Source organism: Bacillus sp. 220_BSPC (assembly GCF_001054655.1).
In the GTDB taxonomy this organism is placed as follows: Bacteria; Bacillota; Bacilli; order Bacillales; family DSM-1321; genus Peribacillus; species Peribacillus frigoritolerans.
Window position 1 is genome coordinate 1 of record NZ_JVPL01000271.1, and the last position, 14,052, is coordinate 14,052.

Annotated in this window: 13 protein-coding genes; 1 reads left to right on the forward strand and 12 read right to left on the reverse strand. The window is 42.6% G+C overall.

The window, feature by feature from the left end; all coding sequences use genetic code 11:
- From ADA55_RS21400 to ADA55_RS21450, 12 genes are all read right to left on the reverse strand, one after another.
- The coding region (locus ADA55_RS21400) for a class I SAM-dependent methyltransferase (RefSeq protein WP_048687491.1) at window positions 1–489 on the reverse strand (489 nt) is incomplete at its 3' end.
- Between the two features lie 45 nt (window positions 490–534).
- On the reverse strand, window positions 535–1,440 hold the full coding sequence (locus ADA55_RS21405) for an NAD(P)/FAD-dependent oxidoreductase (protein ID WP_082162884.1): 906 nt from the start codon (window positions 1,438–1,440) through the stop codon (window positions 535–537).
- A 66-nt stretch (window positions 1,441–1,506) separates the two neighbouring features.
- A complete protein-coding gene (locus ADA55_RS21410) occupies window positions 1,507–1,920 on the reverse strand; it encodes an RrF2 family transcriptional regulator (protein WP_048687492.1) in 414 nt (137 codons plus the stop codon).
- A gap of 340 nt (window positions 1,921–2,260) precedes the next feature.
- Window positions 2,261–4,165 (reverse strand): endonuclease MutS2, encoded by a 1,905-nt coding sequence (locus ADA55_RS21415; protein WP_048687493.1) that lies wholly within the window; start codon window positions 4,163–4,165, stop codon window positions 2,261–2,263.
- Between the two features lie 653 nt (window positions 4,166–4,818).
- Window positions 4,819–4,971 carry a hypothetical protein gene (locus tag ADA55_RS29585; protein ID WP_153246156.1) on the reverse strand — a complete coding sequence of 51 codons (153 nt, stop codon included), beginning with the start codon at window positions 4,969–4,971 and terminating at the stop codon, window positions 4,819–4,821.
- 188 nt (window positions 4,972–5,159) lie between these two features.
- Complete coding sequence (locus tag ADA55_RS21420) at window positions 5,160–6,878, reverse strand: adenine deaminase (protein ID WP_048687494.1); 1,719 nt, start codon at window positions 6,876–6,878, stop codon at window positions 5,160–5,162.
- 16 nt (window positions 6,879–6,894) lie between these two features.
- Window positions 6,895–7,959, reverse strand: a complete 1,065-nt coding sequence (locus tag ADA55_RS21425; protein WP_048687495.1) for an ABC transporter ATP-binding protein — start codon at window positions 7,957–7,959, stop codon at window positions 6,895–6,897.
- A 15-nt stretch (window positions 7,960–7,974) separates the two neighbouring features.
- The gene (locus ADA55_RS21430) at window positions 7,975–8,763 is read right to left on the reverse strand and encodes an ABC transporter permease (protein ID WP_048687496.1); all 789 of its coding nucleotides are present in this window, start codon (window positions 8,761–8,763) and stop codon (window positions 7,975–7,977) included.
- A 6-nt stretch (window positions 8,764–8,769) separates the two neighbouring features.
- Window positions 8,770–9,594, reverse strand: coding sequence for an ABC transporter permease (locus ADA55_RS21435; protein WP_048687497.1), 825 nt, complete (start codon window positions 9,592–9,594; stop codon window positions 8,770–8,772).
- 24 nt (window positions 9,595–9,618) lie between these two features.
- Window positions 9,619–10,548, reverse strand: coding sequence for a nucleoside hydrolase (locus tag ADA55_RS21440; protein WP_048687498.1), 930 nt, complete (start codon window positions 10,546–10,548; stop codon window positions 9,619–9,621).
- Window positions 10,549–10,571: 23 nt separating this feature from the next.
- On the reverse strand, window positions 10,572–11,609 hold the full coding sequence (locus ADA55_RS21445; RefSeq protein ID WP_048687499.1) for an ABC transporter substrate-binding protein: 1,038 nt from the start codon (window positions 11,607–11,609) through the stop codon (window positions 10,572–10,574).
- 192 nt (window positions 11,610–11,801) lie between these two features.
- Window positions 11,802–12,152, reverse strand: coding sequence for a DUF2294 domain-containing protein (locus ADA55_RS21450; protein WP_105718871.1), 351 nt, complete (start codon window positions 12,150–12,152; stop codon window positions 11,802–11,804).
- Window positions 12,153–12,513: 361 nt separating this feature from the next.
- Between ADA55_RS21450 and ADA55_RS21455 the strand changes: the two genes are divergently transcribed.
- On the forward strand, window positions 12,514–14,049 hold the full coding sequence (locus ADA55_RS21455) for a maltose/glucose-specific PTS transporter subunit IIC (RefSeq protein WP_048687501.1): 1,536 nt from the start codon (window positions 12,514–12,516) through the stop codon (window positions 14,047–14,049).
- The last annotated feature ends 3 nt before the right edge of the window (window positions 14,050–14,052 follow it).

Here is a 14,052-nt window from a genome sequence, read left to right on the forward strand (position 1 = left end):
AAACATTTTCATCCCTTCCATTATCTCGAAATAGTCTTTACCCAGTTGTTTGCCCTTACCGAACATTGGGGCCTCTTTTGAAATAGTGGTGAAAATCATATATCCATTTGGCTTTAACTGATTATAGCAATCTTTAATAAACTTTTCTCTCTCACGATTATTCAATAAGTGAATAAGGGCATAACAAAATATACCATCATAAAGTTTGTTATCAAAAGGCATATCGGTTACTGAACCATGAAAAATATTAAGATTAAGCTCATTTTGCCTTGCCAATTCAATTGCTGTTTTTGAAATTTCGATACCTGTTACATGTATTCCGTTGTCAGTAAAAACCTTTGCATTTCTGCCATATCCTATACCAGGAATCAATAGATCCTTAACTTTCTTTTCAAGAAAAAAATCCTTTGTCAAGATTGCTGAGTCTGAAGGTTCAAATCCCCACATCATTTGATTTTCTATAAAACTTGATTCCCAGATTTCCGTCATACTTCAATCTCCTTTACAAATGGTCTCTTTCTTTAAAAAAGGAATTTATGCCTCCAATAGAAATGCCGCTTCAACTAAATCCATGATGACTCCAGCCGCCGCTTTATTGCCCTCCGCCGCCGCAATCACTAGCTGAGAAGGCGTGCTGAGGGACGTATCCCCGCATGCATATACCCCTTCAACCGTTGTTCGTCCAAATGAATCCACTTTAATCCCGCCGTTCGGAGTGATTTCGCAGCCGAGCTGTTCCGCAAAAGAAGCGGATTGCACCAAGTCTGTCACCACAATACCTGCCTCCCTTTTGGTTTCCTGTCCGTTTTGCAGCCGGATTGATGTCAGCTGCCCTCCGTTCGATTTAAGATCTTCAATTTTTTCTTCCACGACTGTCACTTGCTGCCTAGCCAAGATAGCCTTCTCCTCATCAAGCACCTGATAGCCATTTGTAAACACCATTACATCACCGCTCCAGTTTGACAGCAGTTTTCCCATATGAAAGGCCCGTTCATTTTCTGCAATCACCGCCAATGCTTTGCCGCGCATTTCCCAGCCGTCACAAAAAGGACAGCTGAAAACACTCGTTCCGTATACATTCTGTATGCCTGGAATCTCCGGCAAGACATCCCGAAGACCTGTTGCGAGAAGCACTTTTTTCGCCATGTAATCCGTTCCGCCTTTCGTTTGAATCCGGAACACACCACTGGCTTTTTCAATAATCTCCACCCGCTCCTCCTTAATGGAGACGGACCGATATTTCTGGACATCCGTTCTTGCCCGCTTCTTGAACTCTGACGGCTTTACGCCATCCTGTGTGATAAATCCGTGCGACTCCTGCGTCACCCGGTTACGGGGTTTATCCTCATCGAACAAAATTGTTTTCCGTCCAGCACGCCCCATGACCAATGCGGCATTCAGTCCTGCAGGTCCTCCGCCAATAATTACACAATCCAACACATGCAACACTCCTCCTTTATAAAATCCATTAGAGACCCTTGATATCCTTAATTTGTGTAAAAAAATTTATTTTTCTTTTTTTGTCTCCTTACTCTGCTCCGCAATGCTCTGAATGGTCCTTCCAGCAAGTTCTTTCTTCATGTTGCCTTCCGCCTCGATCATCACGCGCTCAATTAAACAATCGCTTTCTTCATGGTCAAACGCACAGTTGAAAAGCACCGACTGACCCTCCACCGCTTCAATAACATCCAGAAACGAAATGTCCTGCGCGCGGCGTGAAATACTGTAGCCGCCTTTTGCCCCTGGCACTGATTCAATTAATCCAGCCTTCACAAGCTTCGTCAAAATCTTCGACAAGTACGTCGGGGACAAATCCTGCATACACGCCAGCTGATCCACGCTTACCGTATGACCTTTTGGTTCCATCGTTAAATGCACCATTGTATGTAGTGCATAATTGGTTGCCTTTGAATACTTCATTGATGCACCTCATAATTAAAACTATTACAGACTTTTAATATCTGTAATTGATTGTAACTCAAGCTGCAAAAAACCGCAAACTTTTTCATCTCACCTAACAATGATCATACTGCTAAAATTTTTTCTTGTAATAATCTGAACTTACATTTTTTAAACAACAGTACGCTCATATTATGTATTCCTTTTTGAACGGGTATATCCACACAAGAAAATAATCAAAAAAGTATGAGCCCTGTTAAAACAGAACTCATACCCTGCCGATGTCATTTTTTCACAATTGCTTTATTACAATTTCATGAGTCATCAGGATTTGGTTTTTCCGTTCAAAATCCAACCCTGTTTATTCACCAAGCTTCTTCCGGATATCCGCTGCTACGTTCTTTAGCGCCTTTTTCGATCCCCGTTCTAAGTCATGGTTCAATTTCCTTTCCTTGTAGCCGACAAATAAAGTATTAAGATCATAGCCTTCAGGATATAAATCGACGGCCTTTATATCAAGCTCGAGCCTATTGGCATGAACTTCCTTGAAGGTATCTTCGAAAAGTACGACGACATTATTGAAGGAGTCCTTTTTCTTATAAACGATCGCGTGCCCATTCAGTTCGCTTACCTTCACTTTGTCGCCGACTTCATATTCATAAGCTGATTCTAAAGGAACGGCCGCTGGCTTCGCTTTTTTGATTTTACTTTCCTGGACACGCTCCAAGTCGTAGTCTTTATTTTCGATATAGAGCTTTGCCTTTTGCAGAACCTTTTCACGGACATTCATTTTTTTGGCTATCCAAAGGGCATTGCTTTCCCCGGATTGACCGATCAACAGCTTGTATTTTGGCTCAAGTGTTTCGCTGTTGAATTGCATGGCCGCATTCATGAAATCACTGTGTATTTCCGAATAGCGCTTGATTTCACCATAATGGGTCGTCGCAACGGTTATGCACCCTCTTTGATAAAATTCCTCAAGGATGCTAATCGCCAATGCGGCTCCTTCATTCGGTTCCGTTCCGCTCCCGATTTCATCGAACAGCAGCAAGGAGTTATTTGTTAATGCCCCCATGATTCCCGAGATGTTTTTCATATGCGACGAAAACGTGCTCAGTGCATTTTCCATGCTTTGATTATCACCGATATCGACGAATACCTGGTCAAAGACGGCAAGCTCCGTCCCCTCTTTCCCGGCAACATGCAGTCCTGACATGACAGCCAATGTAAGGATGCCGATCGTTTTCAGGACGACAGTTTTACCCCCGGCATTAGGGCCTGTGATAATCAAGCTGCGATAGTCCTTACCGATTTCAAAATCCAAAGGTACGCTGTCTTGCGGCAATAGTGGATGCTTACAGCCCGTTAATTTAATATAACCGTGATCATTGATTTTCGGTTCGATGGCATCCATGCTTTTACTGAACTTGGCTTTCGCGAAGATCATGTCATATTGACTGATCAACTCGATGTTTATCTTGATCGGTTTCAGCTGTTCGAAAACCGTTCCGGATAATGTGGCCAAAAGCTGATACTCTTCCATCGATTCCTCCGCTTTTAAGCTTGCCAATTCTACATTCAATTTCGTAACAGAGGCAGGTTCAATGAACACGGTAGCCCCTTTTGCCGATACTTCCACGATTGTTCCGGCCACTTGATTTTTATAGGAGGCTTTGATCGGGATGGTGTAGCGATCATCCTTTTTACTGATGAAAAATTCCTGAATGAACTCTTTATTGGCTCCGCTCTTCAAGAACTTATTCAGCCTTTCCTCTATTTTACCTTCTGTCTTGATGATTTGGTTCCTGATCCGTTTCAGGTCCTTGCTTGCTTCGGAAACGACAGCATTTCCCTTTATCGTGAATTGGATTTCCTCTTCGATGCTCCTGAACTCAGTCATGGAGCGGGCGTAGGAATGCAGTGTCGGTGCAAAGAACTCTTTATCGGTCATGAATTTCTTAATATTCCTGCAGCCTCTTAAGAAGTCTGCTATCGCCACTAACTCTGACGGCTCCAAAATCATTCCTTTTTCCAGTTTGTCGATATGGAGGCCAATATGTGATATGCCCTTTAAGGGAATATGGTTTTCCGCATTCAGTAAGTTCCTTGCCTCCGTGGTCTCGTTCAAACGATTTTTAACGACCTTCAAGGTGCTGCTCGGCTTAAGCTGATCCAATAACGCTTTTCCTAAACCGCTTACGCAATGGTTTTTGACCATTTCCTTGAGTTGGATATATTGTAATTTTTCATATGTCATTGTATTCATCTAATGATCCTCCTTGAATGAGTGAGTGAATGAAATTCCCGAATCCAAAAAATGCCCGCAATGGTCCCCCCTACCTTTACAAATGAACAAGCCATTTGAGTAGAAAGCTCCTGCGGGCATCGGCCTTATCCATGGATAAGTACCTAAAATCGATAACAAATAGGGCAGCTCGAATAGACCTGCGTACACAAAAAAGCATGATAGGACAAATCCCACCATGCTTTTCGCCGTAACACCTGCATGTTACACGAATTATGGAAAAGGAAGCAGTCTTAAGGTAGGTATTCACAATGCAGAATTGCATTGTAAAAAAAGGCATACGTAATCCACTGACATAACAGTGATTAAATACCTTATTCAACTAAATTAGTTGATACCTACTCCCGACATAAAACACCACACCTTTTCTTAGATTGGAATTAACATACCATATCAGTAAGAAAGAGTCAATTCATTTTTTGCCGTTTTCCAAAGTTTCATTAAAAGATTCAAGAAAAAAATGCAGCCAATCCCATGGTACTCCCTTTTCATTGTCTGAATATTTACTTTAAAATCGGGGTATGTTATCCTTATATTGACATAAACTAAAAACAGCCTCATGCGCTAACATGAGGCTGACAACTAGCAAGAGTGGTTGGTCACAACTAACTTAATTAATCGTCAGAAGAAGAACCATTGCCATCTTGGGAGGATGAGTGGTTCTTTTTCCGTTTCTTGGCGAACATAGACAGGATAAGACTGGTTGCTACAGCAACAAATATCTCTTTACCCATATCTGTAATCAAGTTCAATAAGAAATGAATCAAGCGGTCACCTCCTTTCCAATCTATCATTAGATGGAAAAGCAAAGCGTGACCTACCACTCTATCCTCAGTTGTCCCTCTATTTTATCATATTTTTACCCTAATGGTAATTATATGAAAATAAACAAGTCCAGCTAACATTTGATGCATTAAGAAAAGGGGATTATCCATTGGATAATCCCCTTTTCGGTTTAAGCTTCATCACTCATCATGAGAGGGACTGTTTTCCCTTCGTTCACGTTGATCAATCCATGGTCGGTTATTTTCAGAGCCGGGCTGACAGGAAGCGATAAGGTGCTTAATGACATGATGACATTATAATGTTCGTAGCCTAACGATTTAAGTGCATCTGTCAGGTGCTGAACCTGCTTTGATACGATGTCCATCGGCTCTTCGGAAAGAATTCCTCCAACCGGCAGGGGAATCATCGATAGGACCTTGCCATCGTGGACGCAGCAGACACCGCCTTGCTTCCTTATCACTTCGTTAGCGGCAATCATCATATCCTGCTTATTATGGCCAATCACCAGAAGATTATGGTTATCATGCGAATAGGTTGTGGCGACTGCTCCACGCTTCAATACATCGCCGGTGATCAACCCGTGCGCCCGATTACCGTTTTTCCCGTATCGTTCGAATGTGGCGATTAAACCATAAGGGCTTTCTTCCCAGCTTAATTGACCATCCTTCCCTTCGATACGATCATGGGTTTCAGATGTGAAAGTAGAACCGTTCTGCACGTTTATGATTCGGCACTTGCTGCTTTCAAGACTATCCGGGATCGTGATGTTAAAATCGTTTTCGGTAAGTTCCGCAAGCTTCACACTTTGATAGAAATGCTTAGGAAATTGTTCTTCCTTCACTTCTTGGACATATGGGCGTGAAGATTCATAAACTAGCTCACCTTTTTTGTATACTTGTTCAATTTCAAATGTTTCCAAATCCGATAGCAGCAGGAAATCTGCTGTTTTTCCAGGTGCAATGGCGCCGCGGTCATACATCCGCATCCGCTGTGCAGGTGTATAGGTGCATGCATAAATGGCTTTTTCCGGAGTCATCCCCATTTGGATGGCTTTCTTTAAAAGGACGTTCAGATGTCCTCTGTTTTGGAAAGAGTCGGTCATGACATCATCGGTGACAAAGCAGAAATGTTCATCCACCTGATTTTCCTTCAAGTAATCTATCACTTCTTCAGTCATTGATTTCTCTTGAATCTCAATGAACATCCCGGCTGCGATCCTCGCATCCATCCCTTCCACGGTCTGGTGTGTATGATCTGAATTCACTCCGGCATTAATAATCTTTTGCAAGTCTAAGTCGAGCAGCTTTGGAACGTGCCCCTCTATGATCAGATCTGGATAACGGGAACGGATATGGGACAAGATCTTATTCGTTTTGCAATCCGGATCGGTTATGACCTCATAGTAATTCATGATCTCGCCGAGACATATAATGTCCTCCGTTTGCATCAATTCGTCTATATCATCTATTTCGATCGAACCGCCTGTTGTTTCCATCGATGTGGCTGGAACGGAACTCGGGATGGCATAAAACATATCCGCTACGCAATCCTGACTTGCTTTGATCATTTCCTTCACACCGGAAATGCCGAAAACATTGGCCATTTCATGTGGTTCCGGCACGATTGTCGTCACGCCATTTTTGATTAACCCGTAGGAAAAAGTCGCAGGCGTCACCATCGTACTTTCAATGTGGAGATGGATATCGATCAGACCTGGAACCATATACTTCCCCTGTCCATCGACGATTGTATCCGGCTCGAAGGCATCCAATTCACGTTCTCCAATATAATAGAACTTTCCATCCTTGATGGCTGCATTCCCTTTAATGAATCTTTTAAAATAGCTGTTAAACACGTTGATATCCCTTACAAGCATATCCATTCGCATAACTTACCCTCCTAAGCTAGTCAACAAGCACCATCTGGTTTCTCGGAATTTCAAGGATGATTTCCTGACCCGTCCGATAGGATTCCGCCATTTCCTTGTTCACAGTGAAATCCCCTATTGGAGTTTCAACGACATATTGATAGCTTCTTCCAAGATACGTACTTACCTTGACTCGGCCAGGTAAACTATTTTCCTGAACAGCTCCCGTGTTATCTTTTTCCCTGATCAACAGATCGTCCGGCCTGATGGCGCCTATTTTTCCCGTTGAATTGCTCATCTGCGGATCCTTGTGCAGCACAAATGAGTATCCAGATTTGTTCAGTTCGATTTTACCGTCATGATCTGTCCGCTTATCGAAGTCAATGAAGTTCTTGAAGCCGATGAAGTCCGCGACAAATTTGGTTTCAGGATATTTGTAAATGGTCGCAGGGTCACTAAGCTGTTCGATGATTCCTTTGTTCATGATCGCCACCTGGTCGGATATCGAAAAGCATTCTTCCTGGTCATGGGAAACGTAAACCGTGGTAATCCCCAGCTCTTGTTGGATACGGCGAATCTCGACTCTCATATTCACCCTTAAGTTGGCATCAAGATTACTCAATGGCTCGTCAAATAAGAGGATGTCCGGCTCAATCACCAGCGCCCTGGCAATCGCGACCCGCTGCTTTTGCCCTCCGGAAAGCTCTTGGGGATATCGTTTTTCAAAACCTTTCAAATTAACGATCTCAAGCACATTCATTACTTTTTTTTCGATTTCACTTTTTGAATTCTTTCTCAGACGGAGACCGAATGCAATATTATCGAATATCGACAAATGCGGAAATAATGCATAGTTTTGGAACACAAAGCCAAAGTTCCGCTTGTTGACGGGCACTTTCGTATAGTCCTTTTCCTTGAATAAAAACTTCCCTTCATTCGCCTGTAAAAACCCGGCAATTAAACGGAGGGTCGTCGTTTTCCCACAGCCGCTCGGGCCAAGAAGGGATACCAGTTTCCCTTTTTCAATCTCAAGATTGAAATCCTTTAATATATTCTGTTTGTTATATGCTACAGATATATCTTGTAAAGTGAATAAAGCCACCCATCATTACCTCCTTTATCGTTTTGTGAAATAAGACAATCCCATGAGCCGTTCCACTATAAACATGAAGAAAGCGGTTATGAACATGAGCAATACGGAAATGGCCGAAATGGTGGGATCGAAGTAGTTCTCCACATACGTCAGCATCTGAATCGGAAACGTACTTACCCCAGGACCTGTCATATAAACTGAAATGTCTACATTATTGAAGGATTCCAAGAAGGCGATCATGACTGCCGCCAGAATTCCTGATTTTATATTCGGGAGGACGACTGTAAAGAATGTGCCCAATTTACTCGCCCCGAGACTCTCGGCCGCTTCTTCAATGGAAAAGTCAAAGTTTGATAAGCTTGAAGAAATCACACGGATGATGAAAGGCAGCATGATAACAGTATGTCCCACAAACAGGGCCGCATATATCGGAAGCTGATAAGTCCCCACAATGTAACGTAAAAACGCAAAGCCCAGCACAATTCCCGGTATTAATATTGGCGATACGAAAAAGGCATTTATCACGCTTTTCCCTTTGAAATCAAACCGGCTTAATGCATAGGCGGCCGGCACTCCCAGTAACAGTGCCAAAAGGTTGCCACCCAGTGAAACAAGGATGGACGTTTTAAAAGCGACCAAAAACATGTCCACATTAAAAATATTTTCGTACCATCTGAAAGAAAACTCTTCTGGCGGGAACTTCAAAATATTTCCGCCTTCAAATGACGTAACGGATATGATAAGCAAAGGCCCTAGTAAAAAAAGGAACACCAGGAATGTAAACAGGGCCAATCCTCGATTTTTTTCCTGCATACACCTCTACCCCTTTGGATTTAATTTTTTTGCCAAACCATTCATGATCGATATGATCAGAACAGTCACGGCAATCATTATCGTAGCGACTATCGATGCCACTTGCCATTCGTTCAATGTAATCGCGTTTTGATAAAGAAAGGTCGAAATGACCCGCTGTTTCCCGCCTAATAAAGCAGGCGTAGTATAAGCCGTGAAGCTCCCTACGAAAACAAGGATGCTGCCAATGACCAAACCTGGAACCGAAAGCGGAATGATCACTTTTGTGAATACGGCCAATCTTGATGCTCCAAGGCTTTCCGCCGCTTTTAATAAGTCCGTCTCGATGTTCTCCATCACACCAACCAGCGTCACGATGATCAATGGCAGGAATAAATGGACCAATCCGATGATGATGGCAGTGGGCGTGTACAATATATCAAGCGGCTTCTCAATCAAGCCCATGCCCATCAGCAATTTATTCACGACACCGTTTTTACCGATGATCACCATCCAGCTGAATGAGCGGACAACAGGGCTTGTTAATAGCGGGAAGATCGTCAGCAAAAGCATGATGGCTTTTTTTCGTTGTTTCAGTTTTGAAATATAATAAGCTGCTGGAAATCCCAATAGAATGCAAATGATTGTCGTGAACAGACTCACCCTAAGTGTCGTCAGCAGAATTTCAATAAAGTATCGGTCTTGGAAAAAATCAAGATATCCTTGTACGGAAAAACCGCCGCCTTCATGAAAAAAGGTCGTGCCAATCGTCATTAGGATTGGAATGATCATGAAAATCGTTAAAAATAGTACACCTGGTAACAGCAACAGGTATAGATAGCGTTTCTTCACCTCGGAACCCCCTGTTCGTATTATTTATGAATTGATTATGCGAATGAACAGGTCGAAAAACGCTTCCGCATCGACGTCCAGACAAACTTGCGCATTCGGCTGCTTCATCAGCCTATTTTGAAAGTCGCAAACCATCTGTCCGTCACAAAGCTCGCTTTTTGTTTCAACATCCACATAATATTCTTCTCTGGTGACAAGATCTTCTTGCAAAGCGATGGCTACTGCTAATGGATCATGCATCGCACATGCCCATATGCCGTTACGTTCAAAATACCTTTTCCGGTAATCTGATGTACTTTGCCTTATATAGTCAGCAAGTTCATCGTTTTGAATCAATTGGATATGCTCTTCACCCAATAGAACCTTTCTCGTGACATCAAGACCAACCTGCGTGATGGATGCGAATCCCGCCTGTAATACGATTTTGGCTGCTTCAGGATCGACATACGTGTTATATTCAGAGGTCGGCGTGACATTGCCAACCCCTTTGATCACTCCGCCCATGAAAATGACTTCTTTAACGAGCTTGGTGATTTGCGGACATTTTTTCACCGCCAATGCCAAATTCGTAAGAGGTCCCGTCATGACAAGCGTCACTTCACCAGGAAAATTCAAAATGGAATTGATGATGAAATCAGAAGCAAATCCATCATCAGGCCGCTTTTTGACTGGTACATCCTTCAAGGCTCCGCCAATCCCGTCTTCGCCATGGATCCGGTGTTCAAAAAAGGGGCTCCTGATAATTGGGCTATCTGCCCCCTTTATGACTGAAATGTCCTGTTCATTCAATAAATCCAATATTTTGCATGTATTCAATGTGGCCGTATCAAGTGATACATTCCCGTTCACCGTTGTGACCGCCAATATGTCGAATTGACGGCTTTTAACAGCAAGAATGATCCCGATCGCATCATCTATTCCAGTATCCACATCAAGAATCATTTTTTTCTTCATCAAGCACACCTCATTTTTCTTTCTTAGTGTGTAAGCTCACGATTCCAACGATCGATCCATTGTTTCGAGTTTTCATTAACAAACTTCATGTCCAATACACGCAGGCTGTCAATGACGTCATCTCCGTAGGTTAAGCCTTTCGCTTCCGTTTCAGAGAGCTTGACTTCCGTATTGACAGGAGAATCCACTTTCGCTTTCGCTGATTTTTCCTGAACTTCCTTGCTTAAAATGTAATTCATGAATTCGCCGGCCAATTCTTTTTGATCGCTGGCTTTAACAATATTCACTGTATTCATCACGGCGTAGCCGCCTTCTTGAGGGGAAATGAACTTAGCATTGGGAACGGCTTCCTGTAAATCGCCAAAATACATTTCCATGATCGGGCCTGCAACGATTTCCCCTTGCGAGAACATGTTGACGAACTCTGATGTTTGCCCATATTCCTTCACCGCATTCGGCATGATCTTTTTCATTTGATCGAAGGCTTTATCCTCATTGAACTCTTCACTTCCGCTAACTTTTGAAGCGGCATCCAAAAACATCGGTCCAGTTGTCGAAGTGATGGATGGAATCGTGATCTTCCCTGCCATATCCTTGCTCCAAAGATCCTTCCAAGAGGTGATCGGTTTACTCAATTCATCGGGATTATAGGCAATCCCAAATTGTGCAATGGTATAGGCTGGTCCATACTCAGCGCCATTCGGAGCTTTTGCTTTATCGTAGATATTATCAATATTCGGAATTTTGCTATGGTCAACTTTCTCAAATAACCCTTCATCGATGCCCTGCTGTGCATAATAGTCGGATAAATAGATAACATCCACATCGCTATTCGCTTGGCGCACTTTGTTCAATCGATCTGCATTATTTCCTGAATCAACGACAATCTCGACATTATGCTTCTTTTCAAATGGCTCATAGACTTCAGGACGGAAGAAATCATCGGCGAATCCCCAAGTGGAAACGACCAATTTCGCTGGTTTTTCCTTTCCATTGTCCTTTGAAGAGCATGCCGCTAAAACTAATGTGAACAGTGATAACATCATCAATATTTTTTTCATCATCCAAACCTCCAAGTTCATATTGTTTAAAATTTCCTTTTTACTGATTTACATGTAAAAAAAGACAATCTTAAATAGAATTGAAATTCTACCCAAGATTGTCTTTTCTTTGTAAACAAAGATAAAACTTATCATTTGGTTCTCTAGCGGCGTCCCCTCCAGATAAATCCGAAGGGAAATCCATTTATATGATTATATATTTTTTTCCTTCAATACTATATTGGTGAATGCCAGCTGCGTCGCTGAGTCATAATCCCTCAGGACAGCTTCGATATCCCAATTCGTTTGCGTTTCCAGCTTTTGTTTCAGTTTCTTTTTATAAAGCAGGGACATATGGAAGTCAACCTCCTGCTTCAGGCTGGGAACTTCCCCTTCTAAAGCTTCAGAGCGCGGGGCACGTCGATGTTTGGCTTGAAATGTAATCACATTCTGCTCAACAGTAACCTTCAGCAGCGTCGTACCAAAGCCGAACAATTCCTTCGATACCTCATTATACATATGAGAAAGCAATTTCTTCGTTTCGTTAGCGTTTATCGGTAAGATGACTATCACCTGCCAAACTATCGTTTGAGGTAATTATATATACTTTTTCTTGATTGCACAAGATAATATTCGGATTTTGGATAAAAAAAATGTTTTTTCTTATTAAATAGTACGTTTACTCACCAATACACGAATTATAAAAATAAGCAATAAAGATTTCAATATATTCATATAACTTTTTTATCCCATCCAGCACCTTCTATTAATGAAAACTTTTTCAGAGAAATAAGCACAAGATTGAAAACAGTTGATATAACCTTGCACCGCATTGAAAACGCTCTCAAAGGGATTTAATATAGCTAGTATAGAGCGATAAAAAATAAAGAGTATCAAAGGCTCGTTAAATGAGGGAGGAATCATTATGAAGAAAGCTTTCGAGAAAGCGCAGCAGTTCGGTAAATCCTTTATGCTCCCGATTGCCGTTTTGCCAGCGGCCGGTTTATTGCTGGGAATTGGCGGTGCTCTTTCCAATCCAAATACAGTTGAAGCCTATCCATTTTTAGACTTTGCTTGGCTGCAGGCCATATTCACGATCATGAGTTCTGCAGGAAGCATCGTATTCGGCAACTTGCCGGTTATTTTTGCCGTAGGTGTTGCAGTAGGATTGGCACGTTCGGATAAAGGTACCGCTGCACTGGCTGCCATGATTGGCTATTTCGTCATGAACAGTTCAATAAATGCACTGCTTCAAATAACCGGGGAACTTGCCAAAGACAATTTGGCAGGTGCCGGACAAGGAATGGCGGTCGGGATCCAGACACTGGAGACCGGTGTGTTCGGCGGTATCGTAGTAGGGATCGTTGCCGCACTTTTGCACAATAAATATAATAAAATTCAGCTTCCGCAAGTGTTAGGGTTTTTCGGGGGTTCCCGTTTCATTCCCATCATCGTTTCCTTCGCGTCCATCTTGGTTGGAGCCGTGCTTTTTATCGTATGGCCGTATTTCCAACTTTTCATAAACCAATTAGGTGCGCTGGTAACGAGCACAGGTACGATCGGGACTTTCTTTTACGGATTCATATTACGGATGCTCGGGCCGTTAGGGCTGCACCATATTTTCTACCTTCCCTTCTGGCAAACAGCTTTAGGCGGAACGATGGAGATTAAAGGGCAGCTTGTCAGCGGGACCCAGAACATCTTCTTTGCACAATTGGCCGACCCGACTACCGTCAAGTATTATGAGGGTGTTTCCCGGTTCATGTCGGGGCGGTTCATCACGATGATGTTCGGTCTGCCTGGCGCGGCATTGGCCATATACCATTGCGCTAAACCTAAAAATAAGAAAGTCGTGGCCGGTTTGCTGCTTTCAGCTGCCTTGACCTCTTTCTTAACGGGCATCACCGAACCGCTTGAATTCAGTTTCTTATTTGTCGCACCGATCCTTTATGTTTTTCATGCCTTGTTTGACGGACTTGCCTTCATGATGGCAGATATATTCAATATAACGATCGGTCAAACCTTCTCTGGAGGATTTATTGATTTCACTTTATTCGGGATACTCCAGGGCATCAGTAAAACAAACTGGATTTATGTACTTCTCGTCGGCATTCCGTGGTTTTTCCTATACTACTTCACTTTTAAATTCTTGATCAGGAAGAAGAATTTGAAAGTGGTTGGCCGTGAAGATGATGAACAGGCCGCTGTTACACAAGTAACGGCATCAGAGAGAACCCAGACCATCGTTAACGGATTGGGCGGACAGGAAAATATCGAAATCGTCGATTGCTGTGCAACCCGTCTCCGTGTCACGGTAAAGGATGAAACATTGGTGAAAGAAGACGTCATTAAACAAACCGGTTCAAAAGGTGTCGTAAAAAAAGGAAATGGCATTCAAATAGTTTACGGTCCCCAAGTGACGATCATCAAAAATGAAGTGGAAGAATTCTTGGGTCATTGAGAA